This window comes from Chryseobacterium sp. 22458, from assembly GCF_052044975.1.
Taxonomy (GTDB): domain Bacteria; phylum Bacteroidota; class Bacteroidia; order Flavobacteriales; family Weeksellaceae; genus Chryseobacterium.
This window is the reverse complement of the sequence record NZ_JBQEOA010000001.1, coordinates 615719-641697: the sequence shown is the minus strand read 5'-3', so window position 1 is coordinate 641697 and position 25979 is coordinate 615719. Positions and strand designations below refer to the sequence as shown.

The window sequence follows — 25979 nt, the reverse complement described above, 5'->3', positions numbered from 1 at the left end:
TACAGTAAATTTGCATCTGATTCTCATGTTTAATTTGAGTTTTCATGGTTATTAGTTTTTATCCCCGGTCTCCGGGGATTTTTACTTTATTGTTTTGGTATTAAATGCTGTAGCTCAGGGTGAGCTTTTATACGCTCAATTTCATTTTCAATGATCCTCATAACGTCCTGCTTAACATTTCTGTAATTCTCTTCAATAATTGATGTGAACCGGTCTTCTCCACTATCACTTACAAATGATAAAATCTCCGGTATCCGCTGATAGGATTTAGTTTCTTCAGCTACTTTTTCATTATCCACTACTATTTCTGCATGAAACATTTTCTGTTCAATTCTTTCATCAAAATTATCAGATACAGCCCCTACAAACATTCCCTGACTTAACGTTGAAATTTTGGAAGCCGGTATCAGACTATCCAGCTGTGTAGATATAGAAGTGGACGTATCATTTCTGTTGATGGTCATACTTTGTCTTTTCTGCAGGACTTTTCCAAAACGTTCGGAAAGATTTTTAGCCGTGTCTCCCACGACCTGACCACTGAATATATTCCCCACTGTATTCTGAATCACTTTACTTTCTTTATCCCCATAATCTCTTGTCAACTGGGAGAAATCCTGAAACCCTAAGCAGACAGCTACTTTATTACTTCTTGCGGTTGCAATCAGATTATCCAATCCCCGAAAATAAATCGTGGGTAGTTCATCAATAATCACTGAACTCTTTAGTTGCCCTTTTTTATTGATGAGTTTTACGATTCTGGAATTATAGAGCCCAAGTGCTGCTGAATAGATATTCTGCCGATCCGGGTTATTTCCTACACATAATATTTTCGGTTCTTTCGGATTGTTGATATCCAATGAAAAATCATCTCCGGTCATGACCCAATATAGCTGAGGAGATATCATTCGTGATAAAGGAATCTTAGCAGAGGCGATCTGCCCCTGAAGCTGGTCCTGTGCGCCACCTTGCCACGCGTCCATGAAAGGGGAAAGATAGTTCTCAAGATCAGTATAAGAAGTTAAAATCGTGAAAACATCAGAGTATTTTTTATTGAGCAGTTCAATGGCATGAGGAAAAGTACAGTATTTACCATTTTCATATATTTTCAGGAACCAGATAATAGCAGCTAAAAGAATAATGGGAGATTCCACGAAGAAGTCTCCTTGCTTTTGAATCCAGGTTCTGTTTAAATTAAGCATGATGGTATAGGCTGCTTCATAGGCATCTGAAATATCCGTCATAAAATCAGGATTTAAAGGATTGCAACGATGGCTTCTTCGGGGATCATCAAAATTAATAACATAAAACTTTGGTTTTACTTTGTATTTATCATGGTGTTTCAATACATGATTATAAGCAATTGTTGAAAGATCATCAAACTTAAAATCATAGATGTACATGGAGAAACCCTTCTCAATCTGCTGTTTGATATAATTATTGACAATAGCATATGACTTTCCTGATCCCGGAGTTCCCAGTACAATGGTTGCTCTGAATGGATTGACAATATTGATCCAGCCCTGATTCCATTTTCCTTTGTAATAGAATTTAGTGGGAAGGTTCACAGAGTATTCATTTTCCATCAATTGGGTTTCCTGCATAAAACTTTCATTCTCATTATTGAATACATCATCCATCAGATTATGTTTTAACAAACGGCTCATCCATACCCCTGATACCATTAGGAGGATATATCCTACTGACATTGAAAGCATATATAAAAGAATACCTGCCCCGCCCCATCTCAGCAAAATAGTATTGAAGAAAAACAATAATGTTCCGACTGTCATGAAACCAATAATCTGAGACCAGGTTATCTTCTCGTCTTTTACTCCTTTTGTTCCCAAACAGCTTAGAGAGAGTAATACAATGGTAAAAACTTTTGTATAGAGACTGTAAGAGAACAACCCTGCTGTTCTTTGGAAATTCAGCAGTATTCTGTTAATGATTTCCAATGTCCATCCTTTTTCATGAAAAAATGGATAACAATACCAGTAATAATGCATCAGTACCATTAAAATACTGACGGCACGCATAAAAGCCATAATTTTAGCTAAGCCCCGTAGATCATCTTCACCCTGCATATCATTTATTTTTAGAGTTAGGATGATGAATTTATTGGGTAACAGAAGTCTGTTGTCTACACTGGCAGTGTCAGGCATTATAAGGAAGCGTTTGGCACAGTGCTGAAACTTATTTTATCATGAATCATAGCATTTGTTGACCAAGGAATTTTTTACATTTGTCTTATAACAAAATATCAATGAAACCTGTACAATCAAAATACACAGAATTACTGGACAGTATCGGATCCGCTATTGAGGTTGCAAGACAAAATGCGGTTAAGGCAATCAATACTGAGCTGGTGAAAGCCAACTGGGAAATTGGCAGGCATATCGTGGAATATGAGCAGCATGGTGAGGAACGTGCAGAATACGGAAGTAACTTACTGGCAACACTTTCCAAAGATCTGAGGCAGCGTTATGGCAAAGGATTTGGCAGGCGTAATATTTTAGATATGCGCAGATTTTATCTGACCTATCAAAAATGGCAGGCAGTGCCTGCCAAATTAAGCTGGACTCATCTGGTTACTTTGCTCGGTATTTCTGATGATACGGCAAGGAAGTTCTATGAAAAACAGGCCGTGCTGGAAAATTGGGGCTATCGCGAACTGGAAAGGCAGATCAACTCTTCCCTTTTTGAAAGACTGGCATTGAGCAAAGATAAAAAGGGCGTACTGCAACTTGCGGAAAAAGGTCATATCGTGACCGATTCCACAGAGGCTATAAAAGATCCTTATGTACTGGACTTTCTCAAATTACCTCAAAGTCATCGTGTTACCGAAAAAGCATTGGAACAGAAGATTATTGACAATCTGCAGATGTTTCTTTTAGAACTGGGAAAGGGTTTTACATTTGTCGGAAGACAGTATAAGATATCACTTCGTAACAGGCATTTTTATATTGATCTTGTATTCTATCACCGTATCTTAAAGTGTTTTGTGCTGATTGATTTAAAAATAAAACAGGTTGAGCACAATGATATAGGACAAATGAATTTATATCTGAACTACTTTAAATCTGAAGAAAATGTTGTGGATGATAATGAGCCTATAGGCATTATCCTTTCTGCGGAAAAAGATGAAGTATTGGTGGAATATGCAACAGGTGGTATTTCTAATAAAATATTTGTTTCCAAATACCAGTTGTATTTACCTGATAAAAAGGAATTACAGCAAAAAGTACAGGCAATTATGCAAAAAGAAGGTTAAGTACAAGAAATCATCAGACTATCTTTTTCTTTTCTTTTTCCACTTTCGCATTTGCTGTGAAAAAACCTGTTCTTCATAGTCCTCTCCCTGCACCGTTGGCAACAATCCGGGAAATGAGTCCACTGATTCAGTGTCACGTAAATCATCATTGTCATCATTTAAAAATCCAAATAAGGGATGAAGTTGAAGGGGTAAGAATTGATTTGTTGGGGGTAATTCAATTTCTGCCTGCTTTTCATTAGAGGGTCTTTTTAAATGCTCCTGATCCTTCCATAAATCATTAAAAACAGCAGCGGAATATTCTTTTCCCAAATTTGAACCATTCCATACTGTTTTGGAGTTGTGATCGATAAATGTCATTCCATACATACGTCCGGCTTCATTTCTTCGGATTACAGTATTAATACCCATAGACCTTACTTTCTCAATAAAATCTTTTTCATGAATACTCACTTTGAGGGCATTGTCAACCCAACCCTTTATTTCAGTTTTATTCGATTGAAGAATAGATTTTTTACTTTTTAAAAAGTGAGATTCCACTGCAGGCAACTGTGCCGCTCTTCCAATCCTTGAAGCTTTCAATGGGTTTCCAATTTTATGTTTGTTTGTATCCAATGCAAAATACACCAACCCCCGCTGTAGTTTTCCATGCAATTCGCCTTCAATTTTTTCAACCGCTATATTGAAAAGTGAAAGCAGAGCATTGTACTCTCCAAGTGTTTTAAAGGAATACACATCAGCTATATTCCTGATGACAGAGGCGATCTGATGTCTAATATTCCCGGTCTGATAATCAACCGGTTTGAAAACCATGTTATTTTTCACCTTCTGCCCTTCTGCAGCTGGCAATAAATTATAGGTATTTTCGAGTTGTCTACACATATTCATCGACCGCCTTTTCTCAAATCGATCTGATATTTTCCTGCCATTTTCATCAACACATACAGACACAATATGAATATGGGTACGGTCGATATCAGTGTGTTTAAAAACCATGTAAGGTTGTTCACCGTACCCCATTCCATTCATATACTCTTCTGCCATCTTCACAAAATCCTTATCACTGACCTTATCATTCGGATCTGGATTAAGCGATATATGTAAAGTATGTTTCTCCGTCTTTTGATTGGCAGCAAGATAAGGATCGAAAGATCTCATTAGTTGGGGTATAGTATACGTCCCATCTGTGGATTCCATCATTTTATTCATCAACAAAATTTGTCCCTGTCCCTTTTCCACCTTATGATGATTATAGGCTAAGGCACCATATAAACTACTGCTTCTGCCAATTTTTGCAATCATTGAACCATCATTTTTCTATATTCCCGTTAGTAAATTCATTAGCCAATTCAATAATTTTTCGGCATAAAGCTGAAAGTTCAGCAGTATGTTTCTCCAATTGATACAGAAATGCCGCAGCTTTTTTTTCGGTAAAATGAGTATATAATAACTTAACTACCTGATTGTAATTCACGCCCACTGCTCTGAACTGGGAATAAAAGGAAGTCAGCCTCATGTAAAAATCAACAGTACCTTTATCAATTTTTACTGTTTTTATTTCTTTTGAAAATAATACAGAAGTTATAAATTTAGCTTTATTATCTATTCCAGAGGCTTCAAATAAAGACAGAAATTTGCTATTGTCTTCATCATCCAGCCGAAAAACATACCGGTGATTACAAGGGTTTATCTTTGGCTTTCGCCCACCTTTACTTCTCTTATTATTTTTTTGATCATTCATAGATATCCATTTAAAGTTTATAAACCTCGACTTCGGAGAGTGTTTCAAAGCTCCCGGCAGGGCAAGTTGTTTTGAGGCACAAAAAACAGTTATGAGGCACTCAAAACACAACTTGCCGTGTTCAGGTGAACACCATATTTATCGTATCACAAAAACTATTGTAACAAGCGATCAACATCTTTCAGATGTTGTAATAAACACCAACTCTTCTTAAAATTGTATACAACAAGGTAAACAGAAACAACCGGATATGTACAATAATCCCCCCTTCCAATTACTGCCAAATAACACCAGGAATCACCTGAAGATCAGTACTGGTTTTGAAAACTCTTTCCTTTACAGCAACACATAAAGTTGATGATGAAACGGGCAAATCATAAAAATGTAAAGTTTTACAACTATAAAAGCGCAAAAGCAGAAAAGCAGTTACAGATATTCAAAAAAAGGTATTCTCTCAACAAAACAGTTGCAGATAAACCCTGTAAAAATGATGTAAATGTATACATCTTTAGATTTTTAAGATAATACAGGAGTACCCCTACATATAAATCAACTTATACAGATTCTTACCATTCAACATTATAAAACAACAATAAATACATGCATCATGAAAGCAACAAAAAAAACTTTAAAAGTAAGTTTCTCCACTCAAAAAGGAGGTGTGGGAAAATCGACGATTACCATATTACTTGCCAGCGTATTACATTACCGATTGGGATACAATGTTTTAGTCATGGATTGTGATTTTCCACAATATAGCCTAAGCAATATGAGGGAACGTGATAAAAAAGCAATTATGCTGAACGAGTACCATAAGAAAGCTGCTATGAAACAATTCCAACTGATCAATAAGAAAGCATATCCGATTATACGCTGTAAGGCAGAAAATGCAATAGAAGAATCTACCCGATATATTAAACAAACTACCCTAGTTCCGGATATTATCTTTTATGATCTGCCTGGTACCGCCAATACCAAAGGGGTGCTGACGACCTTGAAATCAATGGATTTTATTTTTGCTCCCATGACTGCTGACCGTTTGGTTGTAGAAAGTACGTTAGGATTTACCAAAGCTTTTATGGCGCTTCCTTCCGGTGAGCATGATTTTCCGCAACAAGCGTTATGGCTATTCTGGAATCAGATTGATGGACGGGAAAAGACAGGGTTATACGAAATCTACGAAAAAGCAATTGCAACTCTTCAGATGAATATAATGGATACGCGAATTATGGATAGCAAACGATTTCGTAAGGAATCCGACCATATCGGAAACAGTATTTTCAGATCAACACTGTTACCAGCAGACTATCCGCTTTTAAAAGCAACAAGAATGGATTTGTTTGTTGAAGAATTTCAAAGAATCACAAATCTGTAAAACCCGAAAGATGGCTACAAACAATGACAACAACGATTTAGAAAAGGCTACCGTTGATGAAGAATATTTAATGCAGGTCATCAGTGGTGAACAAACCGCTCTTGATGAACAAGATCATGTAACCAAACAAGCTGTTCAAAAGTCCAAAGAAAAAGCAAAAACCAATTCTTTTAAAAAGCCGAACTATGAAGAGACCTTTTTAACGAATCGTTTTCCGTCAGGACGTAATGGTAAAGTGGTCTACATACGCCCGGAGTATCATGAAAGATTATTACGAATTGTACAGCTTTCCAGAGAAGAAAGGACAACTCTCTATTCCTACATTGACAATATTCTTGAACAACATTTTCTGGAATATGGAAACGAGATTACGGAGTATTTTACCAATCACTTTAAACCCATTTTATAACTATGGAAACTCTCATCATCATTTGTCTTCTAGCCATAATTCTGCTATTACTCCATGACAAAATTATCCGAAAACAATCCCATTTTCACAAAACTGAAGACCAAGCAAATAATAAAAACCAACCCAATATTATGGGTGAAGCAAAAACTTCACTCCATTCTATGATAATGACTTCCTCTGAAAGACAAGAAAATGAACTTGGTTTTGATCCCTCTAATTTAGACATAGAATATGATATCAGCGAAAATATCAGTCTATTAAATCCGCAGGAAGAGCCGGAATTTGGTTTTAATAGTGAACCTGATTTTATTGAAGAGGAAGAAGAATGGAAAAATTATAGAATAATCGGTGAGGATAACAGTTTAGCCCAAGGGGTTACCTTTGAAGAACTGAGCTGTGTGGAGATGTTTGTGAAACAAAATAGTTTTACCTTATCTCAAAAGGAAACAGCAGCAGCGATCGTTCAAAAAACTTATGGAACCGAATTATATACCTTACTTGAGAATTTTATGGAAAATGCTTCCTTTGAAATAACACAATTGTTAGATAGAAGTTTGGATCATAGAGAAGATGGCGGTACTTCCAAAGTACGGAATAATGATTTTCATATTGGAGGGTAGTGTCTATTGGAGAGTTTATTTAACTCCCCAATATCTAAAATTGATATAGAAAATGCTTCGATGATATATATAACATAAACTATAAGATTTTCTGCAAATCATCTTCATATTGAGTCAACAAAAACCTATTTATCTCTTCAAACTTTTTTAATTCTGTTATTCTTTTTTGCAGCCTTTGGATTTCATAATTTTTTAAAAATTCTTCATTATGCTCATCATCATAAAACTGGGGATTCTTATCTAGTATAGTACTAATTATAACTGCATCGGTATTATCAGGAAGATGAACTGCATTTTTAAGCCATTCTATAACTTTTTCATCTATAACATTTTTTGCAGCATTTTGTAATAAATATTCAATCCATATTTTAGCTGTTTTATCAATTTCTTTAATCATATTAAGGCATTCTTCTACTGAATAATAGTCAAAGTTCTCATTTGTGACTTCGACTGTCTCTGGATTTCTCATTAGGCTAAAGAAATAAGGCTTTTCTCTTTCCGGATCTAGCTCCGTTAACGTTTCAAGTATATTTTCAAATTTTATAAAAGGTCTTCTTTCATAAGGAAGAGAATTCCTATGTTTCCATAATTCTAAAATAGCCTCAAAACATTCTTTCTCTGCATCTTGTTTCTCTAAGCCAGCGGATTCTTCAGCAGCAATAATTTTTTCAGCTATATAGTGAGCCATCCATCGAGATAAAGTATCGACACTTGTTTCTAACTTAAGTTCTTTTACAAAAAGTTTACCTAAGTTTATAATTTTTCTCTGTAGTTCTAAGTCTTCCATCTGATGATAATAAAAATAATTGTTGTTTTGGTCTTGAATGTTGATAATCGTCATCGTGTTGACGATACTTGTAGGTAACATCTCTTTTAATCTCGACTTCAATAATAAAATCGCAATCGAGAGTTGTGCACACATCTCTTAAAAAACTTAATGATGCGCTTAAGCATTTACCTGATTGATCGGGATTTTCATCTAATCGATTTCGATGACTACTCCAAATCTTACAAGTCATTGAAGGTTGATCAGAAGATGGTGAATACCATTCCTTCGCAGTTTCATTTGAATTTAAATGTAACGTGTTAATAATTTCTTCTCCTATTTCATATGGAGGATAATCAATATTATCAGCATAAGGATCATACTCGTCAAATCTTTTAGAAGAGTACGAATCTTTGATCCAACCATTTAATTTAAATTTATTTGAGTAAATTTCAACATTTCCCTCTTTATAATGTGGAAGTTTGTAATCATAGGGGTCAATACATGTTTGCAAAGCATTCATTAATGCTGAAGAACTTTCCTTAGAAACCAATGCTGATCTTATATGAACACTTTCAGTTTTATCGCGTTTTTTTTCTTCCCAACCACCTTCAATATTAATCCAAATATCATCACTTAAAGAATCTGATATTAAAGTATCATAAAAATATTGTTCTGAAATTTTAAATCTCCAATTATCGTCGTCATCCTTAAACATCCACTTAGGGCGGGAAAGAGGTACAGGATCACGAAAATCTGATAACCACAGACCATCTTCGCAGGTTAAAAGATGTCTATCTAACCAATATTCAAATCCATCATTCCAATCCCCTTTAGCTATAAGAGGCATTTCCTTGAGTAATTTTGAAGCAACTACCATCATTGAATGATAAGATAAATAGAAGTTTGCATCGTCTGATCTTGGATAATCTTTTTTGCTATACCAGGTTTCTCTTTCACCATAGGATCTATCCCATAGAATATGTCTAGGATCATTCATATATCCATTTAGTTTCCCCAACCCCCATTCATTAATGATAACTTCAGCCGCCAAATCTTCGACTTGTTTAATAGAGATCCCAAATGCTTCCCCCAAGTATTTGAACCAATAATCACCTATGTCAAGCCCGAAATGGAATCCATGTTCAGTATTAACTTCATTGTTTATATGCCAGTAGCTATTTACGGTCTCATTATATGCCAAAGTTAACATTGGTAAATTACTTTTTTTGAATATATCTAGCTGGCGAACATGTTGATCAAAGTTATCATTCTTATTGGATGACATATTGAAAACTATTTCTGCGGCAAATTTTTGAATGAGTATATGCTGCTCTTCTTCATTGATTTTCACAAACAAATCCTTGTACGATCTTAATATTTCTTCATTTTCTTTAGAAACCTTTGCAAAAGCAATTAAAAGGTACATTTTCGCATGAAGTTCATAGAAATGAAATTTATAATGTCCAAAAGCTCCTGTTTTCCCAAATTCCAACCATTTAATTAAATCATCGAGAATGTCGGAACAATTCAATTTACCTAACATTCTAATGGTATGAACGGCATTCCAACGTTCATTTGATCGAGGAGAACCAAGAACAGACCAAATAAAACCAGCAATTTGATTATTAATAGAATCGGAAGTCTTTAACCACTCTGCCCATTCACCATCACCAAAATCTTTTTCTATGTGAATTTCACATCTTTTTAATGCATAGTCAGTTAATTCTAACGCATCATTAGGATCAATAACAGGACTTGCAACGCTTATAAAACCAAAGAACATTTCAGCATTAGAAAACTCATATCCACTTGCCAAGCCATCAAACATACCTTTCTTAAGAATATCAACATCTTGTTCATTTAAATTCAATTCCTCAATAAGTATATTAAATGAATATTTATTAGTGAGCTCATATGCATATTTTTCACCAATCCTTTTCAGAATGATTGGCCATTTTTTCTTAAAACTTATCTTGTCTTTCCAAATATCAAGGAGTAACTTGAAAAAGAAACTAATCTCATAGCGATTTAGAGTAGAAATAAAAACTACGTCAATAAATTTAAAATAATCCTTACTATCTAACCTTTTAAAAACCTCAACCCAAAAATCTTCAATATTTGAAAATGTACGTTTTCTTTTTATTCTAAATAATTGTAAACATTTTTCAAAATTTTCACCGATTAGTAAATCTACATCTTGAAATAGATCAGTCCATTTTATATCATTGATATTTTTATGTGATTTCGGAACAATACTTTCAACGGATTGTTTTGATTTACTATCTGCTCTAGTTTTTTCAACAAAAAGTAATATATGATTTAAAGCTGAATCATTGATATTTGAGTCTTTAGCTAATTGTTTAATTATTTTATAATATTCAAGTTCTACTCCGCCAATCTGGAGCAGATTTACAGCATCTGCAAAAATTTCATTTTTAATTTTCTCTTCCTTTTCTTTATTTAGACATAAAGAAAGTAAGTTTTCAAATTTATTGTCTGAAAAGAGCCTCGACATTGCCCATGCCGTAGATGGAGATATTTTATCACTCTTTAAAAGTTCATATAAGAGAGCTTTTAGCTGATAATCAAATCTACCAATACTTCTATCGCGCCATCTGCTTACTGCTGCTATACCCACACCACTAGACATTCTCGTACAAATCGCAATAGCCTTACCTCTATCTATAAGATCATTACCACCATAATCTCCGACCACTTCAGCACAACGAATAAACCTGTAAGCTAGTCTATCAGAAACATTATGTGATAAACATCCATGTTTAGATAATGAACTTATCCCTTCCCATCTCAAGGCAACCTCATCTCCAAATTTCGACAAAATAGCTAAAGCCTCTTCAAAATATATGGATGCATCTTCGGGAGCCGAACTCAACACAGCTCTTGCTAGACCGATAAATCTCTCACCTTTTTGCGTAGGATCATCATCAGCCATAGTTTTAATTCGAGTATAAAACTTTTGTTCGAGATCCTCTTTAATGAATGCAAGATGAGAAACTCTGAATGCTGTTCTAACTATTGCGAGTTCATCAGGAATCCATAAACTATTATTATCTTTTATATAATTTTCATAAAAATACTTTATATTATCATAATTCAAATTTCTAGATAGTATAATTATCTCTGACTGCACAAACGCAATTTCGTTAGGTAGTGTATCATAAGATTTATATCTGCCTGATCGAGCTTTTATTGATTCTTCTTTTACATTAGTAACTTCCGCCAAAAAATTTATATCGATCGAACCAATAATCTTTATTCTAACAAGATACCATGGTAGTAATCCCAAAATAACTTGTTTAAAATCCTTGACCTCATTGCTTTGCTTATAATTCTTTTTATTTTTATCAATCAAATTCTTTGGTAATATTGACTCAAAATCAACTTCTGACCTTCCGGTAAAAAAACTTCTAATCGCTAATGTTCTAAGGTAAATAGTTCTTTCTGTTGATTGATGGTCACTATGAACCAAAGAAGAGGCTCTTTCTGGAACATAATGCCTTAATATTCTAAGAAGTACACAAGCTTCAAAGTTATGGTAAACACAAGCCTCAACAAAGGATATAATCGAAGACGTTAACCTTGTATTTCTATGAAATTGATCTAGTTTTTTTATTCGATATTTTGAGGAGGATAAAAGGATAATACAATTTTCAAGATATTTTTTTTCTGGAAAAACTCCAACTTTTAAAAGTTCATCAACTATTGCAACCATATAGTAAGGTTCTCTTGTACAATGTTCTAGAAAGCTGTTAATATCCTTAAAATTACCTATATCAACCAATCTTTTAATTAGGTCTTTGATAATAACGAAAGCATAGTTTTTATCAGTTAAACGATCAATAAACGCAACACATTTTTTAACACCATTGATATTGAATGATGAATAAGCTATTTCTAAAAAATCGTTTGACGTAACCAGATTTTGACGAATATGATGCTCATTATTATCTATATCCTCGTAATAGATTTGCAGCCAATTTATGGCAGCTCGTAAATATCCTCTCGCTTCTCCTTTATACTCTTCAATTCCTGAAAGTAACGAAGCTGTATAAATATTTTCAGAACCATTCCATTCTCCTTTTAGTACTCTTTTAAATGCAATATCCTGAACTTTCTGTTTTTCTTGCAAAGCAATTAGCAGATCTATATTGGTTTTAAAAAGATCAAGCTGTCTCTGATTGCCTGCCATCTCTTCTCCCGCTCTAATGGCAATTTTGATTGCATCATTATAGTTTTTAGCACGCAAGCTTGCACGAAAGGCAAATTGTAATCGATATACCTTGACATTTCTTGCATCAATTGGATTGTCTTCTGGCAAATAGTCTTCAGACAAAGAAAGTTGTATAAGCTCTTTATATTTTTCTGCGTGTAAATAAAAATGGGGTAACACTTCTGAAACATAAGGATAGCGAATTGCTAATGGTTCTAATAAATTAATGTATGTCTCGAATTTTTCCTTCTTTGCAAAAAATGTTTTTCTAAACCAAGTTTCAGTAGGCTCATCACGAAATTGCACAGATTCATCATAGAGCCACAAAGAGCGACCCATATCTGAAATAAAGCTTTTGATTGCATCTACACTTACGCCAGCCGCTATAGCTAAAATTTTTATAGGAATATAAGGAGGTAAACTTGCTAATCCTATGCATATTGCTTGTATTTGTGTCTGATACGAATCAGATAACAAATCTTTTATTTTTGCAACTGCGTTGTTCAATTGAAATTCTATTTGATCTTCAACCGTTTTTCCACCTGGACCTAATTGACTTAGTAAATCAGAGACGCATGAGACACCAATTGCCAAAGCATTAGCCTGAACTCGGGGATTTCCACTTGTCAGGCGGTGAAACTCAACTCCATCCTTATGACTCGCAGTTGGAAACCATCTTTTTAAATTTAATATTGTTTCCTCTTTCGAAAAGGGTTTAAGCTGTAACTGACAGATGATAGATGAAGGTCTTAACATTTCTATTCGTTCAGTTCGACATAATAAAACAAGCTTACATCCTTCAGGTATTTCTTCTCTCAGTAATTCGCTAGCAAAACAAGGATTATTGTACTCCTTTGCCGCCATTTCAGCATTATCAGCAGCATCTATTAATATATATAATATTGCAGAATCATCAATTTCTTTCAATTTTTTTACTGCTTGTCTAACCCTCAATAGAAAATTCATCATTATACTACTTTCAAGTGAATTTTCTTGAACGACAAGTGTATCACAAAGTCCTTTTATTGCTAATTCATTTATTATTTGAACTAGCCCATCACGATGCCTATGTCTAGGTTCGCTTCGATTTCTATAGCTCCCAGCTCCAAAACAGTCATAAGCTATTGCCAATGAACTAGAAGATATTGACTCAACAAGTTTTTTACAAAAAACAGATTTACCCACACCTCCAGGCGCATGTAAAATTATTGGATGTGAGGAATTTTGAATTTCTGTAATAAGGCTATTATGCTCCTCTCGTTCAATAATAGTTTCAATATTTTCCCACCTTGCTGGCGCTGGAAATAATACTTTTTCAGAAAAAATGTGAAATCGTTTTAAAATATCTTCACGATTAATAATTCCATTCGAATGGGGCAGTACTCTTTCTTGTACAAGAGCAACAACACTTTCAACTTGAGCAGTATCTATAGCTCCAGCAAAAAGTTGTGACATTTCCCATTGTAACTCATTTTTTTGAAAATTATAATCCCCTTCTCCATCTTGAAATTCTAAGATCGAGCAGAAATGAGATAGATTTTCAGAATTTAACCCTGTATATTTTTCAATAGTCTTTAAAAATCTCTTATTTACAGTGTTATTTGTTGCTAAAGAGAATATGTTTTGTTTGAAAAAACTGTCTACTGGTCTATTTGTTACAATATGGAAAGAGAAACGGGTAACATCTTTTTCTTTTAAATGCTGAGAAAATCTCTTTGCAAACTGTTCTATAGTACTTTGTAAATCACTAAGAACAAAAGGGCTATCTTTTTGCTGTGTCGTATGCTTAAGTTGATAATATTTAATAATCTTGAGATCATTCTCTTCTTTATAGTACTCGGAAACGTCGATAGCATACTCTCCTTCTTTTTCATTTTCTTCAGATCCTTCTATTACTATAGATCTTAAAGAAGGATTTGGATGTATTAGTGATAAACAACGGCGTGCAGCCCATCTGTAATGGAAAACATCACCTGCTCTCGAATAAGCAACTAAATCATTTGACATTTATTCCTGTACTTTAAAATTAAAAAGCAAATACTAATATAGAATTTTTTAGTCAAAAAAGTCTTTCAACGACAAACAATTCCCCATAGTACAAGATATTTAAAAAGCATTTCTATATCAAACACCTTTGTCTCAGAACCCTTAAAGCACGGGTTTTCATAATCATAAAAATCTATTCATTATGAAAAGACAAAGAAAAAAAATCGTGTTAACAGCATTGCTTCTGTTAATCGGATTGAGTACGAATGCTCAGGGAAATGGTTCTGCCGGAATCAATGAAGCAACTCAAATGGTTACTTCCTATTTTGACCCTGCAACGAAACTGATTTATGCCATCGGTGCGGTGGTCGGCTTAATTGGCGGGGTCAAGGTTTACAACAAATTCAGCAGTGGTGACCCTGATACCAGTAAAACTGCTGCCAGCTGGTTTGGAGCTTGTATTTTTTTAATAGTTGCAGCTACCATCCTACGTTCATTCTTCCTTTAAAATCATTGATGATGAATACCTATCATATCAACAAGGGAATAGGAAGAACGGTTGAGTTCAAAGGATTGAAAGCACAGTACCTGTTCATTTTTGCAGGAGGATTATTGGGAATACTTGTATTTATCATGATCATGTATATGGCTGGTGTCAATACCTATATCTGCTTACTTCTTGGAGGAACTACTTCTGGTCTTCTCATTTGGAAGACCTTTTCTCTCAACAGAAAGTATGGAGAACATGGATTAATGAAATTGGGAGCAAAAAAGAAGCATCCAAGGTACATCATCAGCCGAAAATCCATTTTCAGGTATATCAAGGTACAATCTAAAAAAGCTACAGCATGAGAAATCAATCCAAAGCGACAACGCTGGAAAGCAGATTTCCACTGCTAGGTGTAGAAGAGAACTGCATTATTTCAAAAGATGCTGATGTTACGGTTTGTTTCAAGGTAAGGCTTCCGGAACTGTTTACGGTAGTGTCAGCTGAGTATGAAGCTATCCATTCGGCTTGGTTTAAAGCCATAAAGACATTACCTGATTACAGCATCGTTCACAAACAGGATTGGTTTATCAAGGAAAATTACCGTCCCGATTTATCTAATGACGATCAAAGTTTTCTATCCAAGTCTTTTGAAAGGCACTTTAACGAAAGACCTTTCCTGAATCATTATTGCTATCTGTTTCTTACCAAAACAACAAAGGAAAGGATGAGAGCGCAGAGTAATTTCTCATCACTTTGTAAAGGAGTTTTGATTCCAAAAGAGATCAGGGATAAAGAAGTGATCAGCAGATTCATGGAAGCGGTTGATCAGTTTGAAAGGATTATGAATGACAGTGGGTATGTTTTTCTTGAAAAAATGACCGCTGATGAAATTACGGGAACAGCAAAACAATCGGGATTGTTAGAACAGTATCTGACTCTGTCGAGAGAAATTAATCCACCTCTCCAAGACCTCAACTTAGCAGCAGAAGAAATGCGTATTGGTAACAACCGCATCAGCATGCACACTCTTTCGGATACGGATGATCTTCCGGGTACAGTTTCTTCGCACAGCAGATACGAAAAGTTAAGTACCGACAGAAGTGACTGCTTACTCTCATTTGCATCTCCGGTTGGGCTGCTACTCAGCTGCAATCACATCTACAATCAATATCTGTTTATTGATAACAGTGATGATAATCTGAACAAGTTTGAAAAATCCGCCAGAAATATGCATTCACTGGCAAGGTACAGCAGAGCCAATCAGATCAATAAAGAATGGATTGAGAAATACCTCAACGAAGCTCATTCTTTTGGATTACAATCCATCCGTGCTCATTTTAATGTGATGTCGTGGTCTGACTATCCCCATGAATTGAAACAACTTAAAAATGACACAGGAAGTGCTTTGGCACTCATGGAATGTAAGCCACGGCATAATACAACAGATACTGCCACATTATACTGGGCAGGAATTCCCGGGAATGCAGGAGATTTTCCGAGTGAAGAAAGTTTCTACACGTTTATAGAACCTGCCTTATGTTTTTTAACTGAAGAAACCAATTATCAGGATTCCCCTTCACCTTTTGGGATAAAGATGGCAGACCGATTGACGGGAAAACCTATCCACCTGGATATTTCAGATCTTCCGATGAAACAGGGAATCATTACCAATCGAAACAAGTTCATTTTGGGACCTTCGGGGAGTGGGAAGTCTTTTTTCACCAACCATATGGTGAGGCAGTATTATGAGCAGGGAGCCCATGTTCTGTTAGTCGACACCGGAAATTCCTATCAGGGGTTATGCGAACTGATCAAAGGTAAAACAAAGGGTGAAGATGGAGTTTACTTTACTTATACAGAAGACAATCCGATTGCCTTCAATCCTTTCTACACCGACGACGGTATCTTTGACATTGAAAAGAGGGAAAGCATCAAAACACTTATTCTCACACTATGGAAAAGAGATGATGAACCGCCAACCCGCTCCGAAGAAGTTGCTTTATCAAATGCAGTCAGCGGCTATATTGATCGAATCAAAAATAATGAGCAGTTCTCTTCATTTAATGGCTTTTACGAGTATGTAAAAAATGATTATCAAAAAGTATTAAAGCAAAAAAAAGTCAGGGAAAAAGACTTTGATATTGCCAACTTTCTGAATGTTTTAGAGCCTTATTATAAAGGCGGAGAATATGATTACTTATTGAATTCAGAAAAGCAATTAGATCTTCTTTCTAAGCGATTTATCGTTTTTGAAATTGATGCGATCAAGGATCATAAAATCCTTTTTCCCATTGTAACCATTATCATCATGGAAGTTTTCATTAACAAAATGCGAAGACTGAAAGGAATCAGAAAACTGATCCTGATTGAAGAAGCCTGGAAGGCAATTGCTAAAGAAGGAATGGCTGAATACATCAAATATCTCTTCAAAACTGTAAGAAAATTCTTTGGAGAAGCCATTGTCGTTACACAGGAGGTGGATGACATCATTCAGTCTCCCATTGTTAAGGAAAGCATCATCAACAATTCAGACTGTAAAATCCTTTTGGATCAGCGGAAATACATGAACAAGTTTGATGACATTCAGTCTATGCTGGGTCTTACAGACAAAGAAAAAGCACAGGTTCTTTCCATCAATATGAATAATGATCCGAAAAGACTGTACAAAGAAGTCTGGATCGGATTAGGAGGAACGCACTCTGCTGTATATGCCACAGAAGTTTCTACAGAAGAATATCTGGCTTATACCACAGAAGAAACGGAGAAAATGGAAGTTATGCAGCTGGCCTCTGAACTTGATGGCAATGTAGAGCATGCCATCAAGAGGATTTCTCTTAAGAGAATCAAATCGAATACAAAAGAAACTTAAATCATTAAAATTTTACAACAATGAAAAATTCAATCATTACAACAGTTATGGTTATTGTATTAGCTATAACATCATTTGCAAAAGCACAATTTGTGGTTACGGATCCTGCTAATCTGGCTTCAGGAATACTCAACTCCGCCAATGAAATTGTACAGACCTCATCGACTGTTTCGAATGTAGTTAAGAACTTCAATGAAGTGAAGAAGGTGTATGAGCAGGGTAAGGAATATTATGACAAACTGAAAGCAGTAAACAATTTAGTAAAAGATGCCCGTAAAGTTCAGCAGACTGTTTTATTGGTGGGTGATGTTTCCGAAATGTATGTCAATAATTTCGGAAAGATGCTGAATGATCCCAATTTCAATGCTCAGGAGTTGACCGCTATCGCTAACGGTTATTCAACACTATTGAACGAAAGCACTGAACTGCTTAAAGAACTAAAGCAGATTGTCACTTCTACCAATCTATCATTGAATGATAAGGAAAGAATGGAAATTATTGACAGAGTATATAAAGAGGTGAAAGATTATCATAATCTGGTAAGATATTACACCAATAAGAATATCTCTGTCAGCTATCTGAGAGCTAAAAAGCAGAACAACGCGCAAAGAGTTCTCAACCTGTATGGTACTGTTAATCAAAAATACTGGTAAGATGGAACCTACTAATTTACATGAGGTGCTTCGTTCCGTGTATGAAGAGATGATGCCGATGTGTGCAGACATGGCAGCAGTAGCAAAAGGAGTTGCAGGGCTAGGAGCATTATTTTATGTGGCTGTAAAGGTTTGGCAGGCATTAAGCCGTGCCGAACCGATTGATCTCTTTCCTATGCTCAGACCATTTGCCATCGGAATCTGCATTATGTTCTTTTCAACAATTGTCTTAGGCAGTATCAACGGAGTATTAAGTCCGGTCGTTCAAGGCAGCCACTCCATGCTGGAGGGTCAGGTATTAGATCTTAATGAACTGCAACAGAAAAAAGATCTGCTGGAAAGGGAGGCTATGCTTCGAAATCCTGAAATGGCTTATCTCATTTCTGATGAAGAATTTGACAAAAAATTGGAAGAACTGGGATGGTCACCTTCTGATTTGGTGACAATGTCGGGAATGTATATTGAAAGGGAAATGTTTGCCATTAAAAAAGATATCAGAGACGGTTTCAGAGAATTTCTGGAAATACTCTTTCAGGCAGCGGCATTGGTGATTGATACAATCAGAACTTTCTTTCTCATTGTGCTTTCGATCCTTGGTCCTATTGCATTTGGCATATCGGTTTGGGATGGTTTTCAGTCTACGCTTACCCAATGGCTGACCAGATACATCAGTGTATACCTATGGTTACCGGTGGCTGATATGTTCAGTGCTATCCTGGCAAAGATTCAATCCCTTATTATAGAAAGGGATATTGAAATGCTGGCAGATCCCAACTTTATTCCAGATACTTCCAATACGGTCTACATTATCTACATGATCATTGGAATCATTGGCTATTTCACTGTGCCTACCGTTACAGGCTGGATCATTCAGGCGGGCGGAGCCGGAAACTTTATGCGTAATGTTACCCAAATGGCACAAAAGTCAGGAAATGTTGCGGGTGCTACTGCTGGCGCAGCGGCAGGTAATATTTCAGGACAACTCCTTAAATAATCAAAAAACAAAAAAATGGAATTTAAAACCTTAAGAAATATAGAGAACAGTTTTAAGCAAATCAGATTGTTCACCTTTGTTTTTGCCATCCTTTGTTTTGGAGTTGTCGGCATTGTTGTGTACAAATCGTACAGTTTTGCAGAAGAACAAAGACAAAAGATATATGTCCTTGACAATGGTAAATCACTGATGGTTGCCCTATCCCAGGATATGTCTATCAACAGACCTGTAGAAGCCAGAGAACATGTAAGACGTTTTCACGAACTCTTTTTTACAGTAGCTCCTGATAAAAGTGCTATTGAGAGCAATGTAAAAAGAGCTTTTAATATGGCCGACCAATCTGCATTCAATTACTATAAGGATCTCTCTGAGAAAGGGTATTACAATAGGATCATCAGCGGAAATATTCAACAGCGCGTTGAAATTGACAGTGTAGTAGCAGATTTTAACAACTATCCCTATGCTGTAAAAACTTATGGGAAGCAATTCATTATCCGCGCAAGTAATTTAACGATCCGAAATCTTGTAACGAATTGTCAACTGGTCAATTCCGTGAGGTCAGACAGCAACCCTCAGGGGTTTACGATTGAAAAATTCAATGTCATTGAGAACAAAGATGTTGAAACTGTTAACCGATAAAAACAGCTATATGAAAAAATTAAGATTAAAAATAGAGGAATTCGTTAAAAAAGCAGAACGGAAATGGAAATCTTTACCTACCAAACGACAACGCTCTTTGACCAAGATATTTTTTGCAGGGTATGCGATAATGACGATTTTAACGGTTATTCATCTATGGTCAAAAGATTCAAAAAGTCGAACCATTCTTTCAGTTGGACATATCAATAACATTCCAAAGAAGATAAAGATGCAACATCAGCCGCTTGAAAACCCAGCTAATTATTCACCCCATAAACATCCCCATGAAAGAGACAAGTCACATCAGAATCACTGAAGGAAGTATACATTCCTCAGACGAAAATGAACCTTTGGATCGTAAGCCAGGGTGGGAAAAATTTAAAAAGCCGATCATTTACTTTTTAATGTTCATTGCTTGTATGGGATCCTTGTATCTGATTTTTAAACCAAAAGATGATAAAACAACTAATCAAGAGGTAGGTTTAAATGCTGAAGTGCCACAAGCCGCGGATGACAAATTACAAGCAGATAAGCAGAAGGCGTATGAGCTAGAATTGTTGGAGCAGAAAAATGAAGAAAAAAGAAATGCTATGACAAGCCTCTCAGATTATTGGAGTGAATCAAACGGCTCGAATCAGCTGACCGCTCTATCTCCAGAATCTTATAACAATACGAACGCAGATCAGAATGCTTTAAACAGCTACCGTAATGCACAACAAACATTAAGCTCATTTTACAGCAAAGACGACCATGAGGTTACTCAATTAAAAAGGGAAATTAACAGGCTTAAGAATGAAATTTCACACAAGGATGCAGTTCCAAGTACTGTAGGAATTAATGATCAGTTAGAATTGATGGAAAAGTCTTATCAGATGGCTGCAAAATATCTACCTGCGCCAAAACAGCAGGAAGAACCTGAACCTAAGAAAACTTCCGAGGGAGTGCCCGAAGAAAACAAAGTTAAAATAACGGCAGTACAACTTCAAAAACGCAACGTCGTATCCAGTTTGTATCGAGAACCTTCAGACAGTACGTTTTCAGCATCCATCAGTCATAATCGATTTGCGGGGTTACAGAATGAACAGGAAAATACTGTACCCCAAAATAACAACAGTATCCATGCAGTAATACATGAAACCATGACATTGGTAAATGAAAGTATGGTGCCCTTACGACTAACACAAGGTTTGCTCCTTGGAAAGACAACCATTCCTTCAGGTACTGTGTTAAAAGCAGCAGGAAAGTTTCAGGGAGGAAGATTGTTACTCGCAATTTCAAGCATTGAATACAAAGGCACTATAACCCCTGTCGAGATTAATATTCATGATAATGATGGGCAGCTGGGGCTTTACATTCCCTACTCTTCAGAACAGACCGCTATTAAGGATATAGCATCCAACATGAGCCAGAATTCCGGCACCAATATTATGATGACCCAATCGGCAGGACAACAGGTTGCTGCCGATCTCACCAGAGGTTTGGTTCAGGGAGTTTCAGGATACTTTCAAAAGAAAGTAAGACAGCCTAAAGTTACTGTTAAGGCAGGGCATCAGGTGCTTTTAGTTTCAAAAAAATAATTAACCTTTAAATTAAAATTAATGAAAATACGACTTAATATATGTTTCTCGGTTCTGTTGATACTCTTCGGTATCTGCAGATTAGCAGCTCAGGAAAATTCAGGTTTCGCATCGCTTTCTCAGGCCAAACTGGAACCTTACAAGATGGAAGTTACGTACAATAAAACAACACATTTATTATTTCCATCTCCCATCCGATACGTGGATCTGGGAAGCGAAAATTTGATTGCCAATAAAGCGGACGATGTAGCGAATGTTCTCAGAATAAAATCCTCAGTAAGAGATTTCGACGAAGAAACAAACTTTTCGGTCATTACTGAGGATGGTAAATTTTACAATTTTGATGTTTTTTACAGTTCTTATCCAGACACTCTGAATTATGACCTTCTGAAATTACAACGAAATCAGGAAAAAGAATACTCTACAGATGTCCTGTTTGAAGAACTTAAGGGAGAATCTTCATCATTGACTGAATTATTGATAAAAACCTTGTACCAACTTCCCAAAAGAACAGTAAAGCACATTGGTTCAAAAAGTTTTGGAATTCAGTTTCTGTTAAAATCTCTGTATGTACATGAAGGAAAGTTTTATTTTATTTTTCAAATTAAAAACAAAAGCAATGTTTCTTTTGACGTTGATTTTGTCACTTTCAAAATTACCGACAAAAAGAATCTAAAAAGAACTGTCGTTCAGGATAGGGTATTATCTCCTCTCAGGACTTATTCTCCTAACCCTACAGTCAACTACCAATCCGACGGTGAATTTCTTTATCTCATGGACCAGTTTACGCTTTTAGAAGATCAGATAGTAGAGATTGAATTGATGGAAAAAGATGGCGGACGACATCAGAAGATTCAGATAGAAAATTCAGATTTGATCAGTGCCAAAGTGGTCAATGATATTCAATTAAAACTAAACTAACATGAAGAGTTTATTATCGTTAATAACAGTGTTTTTATGTTTTTACGCAGTCAAAGCACAAAGAATGTTACCGAAGCAAAAAAGTATCGGAATCAATACAGGATTACTGTTGAAAAAGTCATCCGGAAATTATTTCGTCAATACCGATTTTATTATCTATTCAAAAAAAGGGAACTATTCGATTTATTCATTTGAATACGGCAGACAGATCATTCCGTATAAAAAGATTGATGTTCCAGTTGAAAACTACAGTCTTGAATTCGGTTATAGTTTTAATTTGATTGCGGATCTGACAAAAAGCTTTTTAATCAATTCTACATTTTCCGCCACCGGAGGATATGAGAATATTAATAAAAGTGAGACACTACTCTATGACGGAGCCGTACTCTTGAATGAATCATCGTGGGTGTATGGGGGAAGTGTAAAACTTAGTGTTGAAACCTATCTGTCGGATCGGATTATTTTAACAGGCTTTTATAAAGCAAAAATAGTATAGAATACTTCACTTGAAAAAATAAGACCTGGCGTTGGTCTTGGAATCAGATTTAACTTATAAAATAAAGATTATTATGAAAAATGTAATCAATATCAAAAAACATTTATTTGCCGCTATGTACCTTATGGCAACTTTGTTTGCAGTCGAGCTTTGTTTTTCATCTTGTTCAGAAGATGAATTACAGGTACAGAAAAATTTTTCGTTTGAAGTGCAAATAATGCCTGTTTCAAAATACATTGCTAACGGAGAAACTGTGGAAATCAGATGTCGCATTATTTCTGTTGGTAACTATAGTGAAACTGAGTATTTCTTCAGGTATTTTCAGTTTGATGGAAAGGGTACATTACGTTTATTCAATGAACCTCATTTTTTACCCAACGATTCATATCTCCTGACTGAAAAGGAATTTAGGTTATATTATACTTCTGAATCAACAGTATCTCAAAGTTTTGACATTTGGATTTCAGACAATATGGGAAATGAGCAAAAGCTGAGCATACAGTTTAGTCCTCAAAACGCAGAAACTGTATAATGTAAAATATAATGTATTAGGCTATTTCATCAGAAATAACCTTTAATTTTTCTTCCCATTACAGGCTGTAAGAAGTAGCCTCTCGAAATAACTGTAACCTTTTTGAAAAAATTTAAGTGAGAAAATTTTCATCAATAGGGTTACTCTTAATGACTTGCAAAAAGACGTTTCCGACCACAGGAAGGAATTGTCTTTTCGCCGAAAGTTTTAAATAAACGACAATTCAATATTGTCGTTTATTTTATTAGTTAGAAATTTTACAAATATCCGTTATCAGCAAAAGACAGATAATCTGTCGATGTTAAAATGCAATGATCTAGTAATTTAATATTTAAGAATTCGGATGCATTTTTTATATTCTTTGTAATTTTTAAATCTTCATTAGAGGGTTTTAAATTTCCAGATGGATGATTATGTGCTACAATTATAGAAGAAGCATTACAGAGAAGGGCTGTTTGCATAATTATCCGAACATCCACTATAGTTGAAGAAATTCCGGATTCAGAAATCTTTCTTATTCCTAAAACCTTACTACTCTGATTTAAATATAAAGCGAAAAAAGATTCTCTATAATCTATTTCATCAGAATCAAAATGTTGTCGAAATACCTCTGCCGCATCATATGAATTACTGATTACTTTGTCGGAATTACCTTTTCTTGAATAGCTTAATTTTATTTCATTTACAATATTGAATTTCATTTGATATGCTCCTATACGGTGGAGACTTGCATTTACCGTATGTTTTAATTAATAAATTATTTTCAGTTCATTTTTAAAATGTCTACTCCAAAATGAGCAACGTTTTCACAAAGCTCAAACGCTTTTAGAGACTTCATTTGAGCTGTTCCGCCCATAACTATGGATTGTAATTTGGCTTCGTCATCTTTGTAGGTTTTTACATTCTGATAGAAACCTGTTACCGCATTGTAAGCACCGAATAAGGTCCCTTTCGTGGTTTCCATTTGTTGGGCATCACTCATCATCGCATAGGCAAATGCATCATCCACTGTGTTTTTAAAAACCGTAGACAATTCTTCACCATTTCCTTTCTGCAGATGGTTTAAAGTTTCTTTATTGGGGGAAAGTGCCAATTGAATTAATTTTTTCATTTCAGCGTCACCAATCTTAATTTTTGCCCAATAATTAAAAGATTCCTCTAATTGATTGCTTAGTTTATTTGCTAACCCCATGACTTTGTGAGCATCTTCCAAACGTTGTTTTGCGCCTGATGTATGTCTTATCCTTACGACATTACTCATATTTTTGAGTGAAGCATTCAAAGTATTTTGGCAAACAATACGAATGGGAGTAAATGCAGCGGTAATACTTCCACTTCCGTCATGTGAGGTCGTCAAAAAAATGTATTTTTCTGTAATGTCGTCCCCGTTTCCTACGCGGATATAATCGGGAAGTTTAGCGGTAATAAAAATTCGCTCTCCATTTCCCAATGCTCCCGCAGTCTCGTACAGAATACCATTACCACCTCCTACAATAGAATCGAAGAAAGAAAATGCTTCACGGTTTTGTACAATATGATAATCTTTACCAACTACACCTAATACAGTATTATTATCAGTGCGGATATTGGCAAAATAGTTTGGAACTTCCAATTCGGAATCACTCACTTTTAGTCCGTCTTGAAATTCTACTAGCCCTGTACCTTTCGTAAATAGAGGAGATTTTTCTACCTCGTAATCAAGCCCCGCAAATTTAATGGCTTCTTCACTTGTCGGATGTTCTTCTACAATCTGCCCTAAGTTGTGCCATACTTTTTCTTTTACGCTGAAAAATGAATATTTTCCTGTTCGGTTGTTGAAATTTAAATTATGTGCCATGATATTGTTATTAAATGTTATAAAATTGTTTTGATTGACTTAAAATGGAAGGTCATCATCCTTATCACTTTCGTTGGATTTAGGTTGACCGATTTCCTTATCATTTCTCTTGTTGATGGGTGTAGACTTACCTTCAGTTCTTTTATGACTACTGTGTAATTTAATTTGTGATGTATGGAAGTTCAGACCAGCGTGTGCTTGTCCATCTTTTCCAATCCATGCTCTTGTGTAAACTCTTCCAATAAGCTCCACTAATGTCCCTTTCTTAAGTATTTCAGCTACTTTTGAAGAAATCCAATAGGAGCAGTCAAAAAAAGTTGTCTGTTCGATTCGCTCGCCTTGTTTGTTGCGATAATTGTCATTGGTAGCAATCGAGAAATTGACTACTTGTTTTTTGTTTGACAGAGTGCGGACTTCAGCATCTCTTGTCAGTCTTCCGATAATGTTCATAATTGTTCTTTTTAAGATTGCACATTTTGATATGTTTTGAATCTCTTCTCCTTCCTTTCTCTGAAAGCCCTCGTGGGCTTCGCTAAATATTTTTCAAAAGAAAAACCGGAAAAAAGAAA

Annotated in this window: 23 protein-coding genes; 15 read left to right on the top strand and 8 right to left on the bottom strand. The window is 35.4% G+C overall.

Annotated elements, in window-relative coordinates:
• Nucleotides 1-86 precede the first annotated feature (86 nt).
• Nucleotides 87-2084 (bottom strand): conjugal transfer protein MobC, encoded by a 1998-nt coding sequence (mobC, locus tag ACTJJF_RS02770; protein ID WP_440699224.1) that lies wholly within the window; start codon nt 2082-2084, stop codon nt 87-89.
• 179 nt (nt 2085-2263) lie between these two features.
• On the opposite strand from mobC, the gene ACTJJF_RS02765 reads away from it, so the two are divergent.
• Nucleotides 2264-3271 (top strand): PDDEXK nuclease domain-containing protein, encoded by a 1008-nt coding sequence (locus tag ACTJJF_RS02765; RefSeq protein ID WP_440698606.1) that lies wholly within the window; start codon nt 2264-2266, stop codon nt 3269-3271.
• 18 nt (nt 3272-3289) lie between these two features.
• Here ACTJJF_RS02765 and mobB read toward each other — a convergent pair whose 3' ends face one another.
• Entirely contained in the window at nt 3290-4573 is a 1284-nt protein-coding gene (gene mobB / locus ACTJJF_RS02760) for a conjugal transfer protein MobB (protein WP_440698605.1), read from the bottom strand.
• Nucleotides 4574-4580: 7 nt separating this feature from the next.
• Entirely contained in the window at nt 4581-5012 is a 432-nt protein-coding gene (gene mobA, locus ACTJJF_RS02755; RefSeq protein ID WP_115929540.1) for a conjugal transfer protein MobA, read from the bottom strand.
• A 607-nt stretch (nt 5013-5619) separates the two neighbouring features.
• Here mobA and ACTJJF_RS02750 point away from each other — a divergent pair.
• Genes ACTJJF_RS02750 through ACTJJF_RS02740 form a run of 3 tightly spaced genes read left to right on the top strand, consistent with a single transcriptional unit; the run spans nt 5620 to nt 7416 of the window.
• Nucleotides 5620-6387: a ParA family protein gene (locus ACTJJF_RS02750; RefSeq protein ID WP_440698604.1), complete on the top strand. Its 768-nt coding sequence runs from the start codon at nt 5620-5622 to the stop codon at nt 6385-6387.
• A gap of 10 nt (nt 6388-6397) precedes the next feature.
• Nucleotides 6398-6796 carry a DUF3408 domain-containing protein gene (locus ACTJJF_RS02745; protein ID WP_440698603.1) on the top strand — a complete coding sequence of 133 codons (399 nt, stop codon included), beginning with the start codon at nt 6398-6400 and terminating at the stop codon, nt 6794-6796.
• Nucleotides 6797-6798: 2 nt separating this feature from the next.
• Nucleotides 6799-7416 (top strand): conjugal transfer protein TraD, encoded by a 618-nt coding sequence (locus ACTJJF_RS02740; RefSeq protein WP_440698602.1) that lies wholly within the window; start codon nt 6799-6801, stop codon nt 7414-7416.
• Nucleotides 7417-7495: 79 nt separating this feature from the next.
• Here ACTJJF_RS02740 and ACTJJF_RS02735 read toward each other — a convergent pair whose 3' ends face one another.
• Nucleotides 7496-8203, bottom strand: coding sequence for a hypothetical protein (locus tag ACTJJF_RS02735; RefSeq protein WP_440698601.1), 708 nt, complete (start codon nt 8201-8203; stop codon nt 7496-7498).
• A complete protein-coding gene (locus ACTJJF_RS02730; protein WP_440698600.1) occupies nt 8160-14423 on the bottom strand; it encodes a hypothetical protein in 6264 nt (2087 codons plus the stop codon). The genes ACTJJF_RS02735 and ACTJJF_RS02730 overlap by 44 nt, the downstream gene beginning before the upstream one ends.
• Nucleotides 14424-14604: 181 nt before the next feature.
• Here ACTJJF_RS02730 and ACTJJF_RS02725 point away from each other — a divergent pair, with 181 nt between their 5' ends.
• The 11 genes from ACTJJF_RS02725 (at nt 14605) to ACTJJF_RS02675 (ending at nt 23573) form a co-directional block, all read left to right on the top strand.
• Nucleotides 14605-14910, top strand: coding sequence for a DUF4134 domain-containing protein (locus ACTJJF_RS02725; RefSeq protein ID WP_159478904.1), 306 nt, complete (start codon nt 14605-14607; stop codon nt 14908-14910).
• A gap of 11 nt (nt 14911-14921) precedes the next feature.
• Nucleotides 14922-15254, top strand: a complete 333-nt coding sequence (locus ACTJJF_RS02720; RefSeq protein ID WP_440699223.1) for a DUF4133 domain-containing protein — start codon at nt 14922-14924, stop codon at nt 15252-15254.
• Nucleotides 15251-17761 carry a TraG family conjugative transposon ATPase gene (locus ACTJJF_RS02715; RefSeq protein ID WP_440698599.1) on the top strand — a complete coding sequence of 837 codons (2511 nt, stop codon included), beginning with the start codon at nt 15251-15253 and terminating at the stop codon, nt 17759-17761. Before ACTJJF_RS02720 ends, ACTJJF_RS02715 begins: the two co-directional genes overlap by 4 nt.
• Before the next feature lie 20 nt (nt 17762-17781).
• Nucleotides 17782-18414: a DUF4141 domain-containing protein gene (locus ACTJJF_RS02710; protein WP_115929550.1), complete on the top strand. Its 633-nt coding sequence runs from the start codon at nt 17782-17784 to the stop codon at nt 18412-18414.
• Nucleotide 18415: 1 nt separating this feature from the next.
• The gene (traJ, locus tag ACTJJF_RS02705; RefSeq protein ID WP_440698598.1) at nt 18416-19408 is read left to right on the top strand and encodes a conjugative transposon protein TraJ; all 993 of its coding nucleotides are present in this window, start codon (nt 18416-18418) and stop codon (nt 19406-19408) included.
• Nucleotides 19409-19423: 15 nt separating this feature from the next.
• Nucleotides 19424-20047, top strand: a complete 624-nt coding sequence (gene traK / locus ACTJJF_RS02700) for a conjugative transposon protein TraK (protein ID WP_115929551.1) — start codon at nt 19424-19426, stop codon at nt 20045-20047.
• Nucleotides 20048-20057: 10 nt separating this feature from the next.
• Nucleotides 20058-20363, top strand: a complete 306-nt coding sequence (locus ACTJJF_RS02695; protein ID WP_440698597.1) for a hypothetical protein — start codon at nt 20058-20060, stop codon at nt 20361-20363.
• Complete coding sequence (gene traM / locus ACTJJF_RS02690; protein WP_440698596.1) at nt 20332-21624, top strand: conjugative transposon protein TraM; 1293 nt, start codon at nt 20332-20334, stop codon at nt 21622-21624. The genes ACTJJF_RS02695 and traM overlap by 32 nt, the downstream gene beginning before the upstream one ends.
• Nucleotides 21625-21645: 21 nt before the next feature.
• Nucleotides 21646-22545: a conjugative transposon protein TraN gene (traN, locus tag ACTJJF_RS02685; RefSeq protein WP_440698595.1), complete on the top strand. Its 900-nt coding sequence runs from the start codon at nt 21646-21648 to the stop codon at nt 22543-22545.
• A gap of 64 nt (nt 22546-22609) precedes the next feature.
• Nucleotides 22610-23041: a conjugal transfer protein TraO gene (locus tag ACTJJF_RS02680; RefSeq protein ID WP_440698594.1), complete on the top strand. Its 432-nt coding sequence runs from the start codon at nt 22610-22612 to the stop codon at nt 23039-23041.
• A gap of 73 nt (nt 23042-23114) precedes the next feature.
• Nucleotides 23115-23573 (top strand): DUF3872 domain-containing protein, encoded by a 459-nt coding sequence (locus ACTJJF_RS02675; protein WP_440698593.1) that lies wholly within the window; start codon nt 23115-23117, stop codon nt 23571-23573.
• Between the two features lie 257 nt (nt 23574-23830).
• On the opposite strand, the gene ACTJJF_RS02670 is transcribed toward ACTJJF_RS02675, so the two are convergent.
• From ACTJJF_RS02670 to ACTJJF_RS02660, 3 genes are all read right to left on the bottom strand, one after another.
• Nucleotides 23831-24274 carry a JAB domain-containing protein gene (locus ACTJJF_RS02670; protein WP_115929557.1) on the bottom strand — a complete coding sequence of 148 codons (444 nt, stop codon included), beginning with the start codon at nt 24272-24274 and terminating at the stop codon, nt 23831-23833.
• Between the two features lie 62 nt (nt 24275-24336).
• The gene (locus ACTJJF_RS02665; RefSeq protein ID WP_440698592.1) at nt 24337-25410 is read right to left on the bottom strand and encodes a DUF932 domain-containing protein; all 1074 of its coding nucleotides are present in this window, start codon (nt 25408-25410) and stop codon (nt 24337-24339) included.
• Between the two features lie 39 nt (nt 25411-25449).
• The gene (locus tag ACTJJF_RS02660) at nt 25450-25860 is read right to left on the bottom strand and encodes a single-stranded DNA-binding protein (RefSeq protein WP_440698591.1); all 411 of its coding nucleotides are present in this window, start codon (nt 25858-25860) and stop codon (nt 25450-25452) included.
• Nucleotides 25861-25979 lie beyond the last annotated feature (119 nt).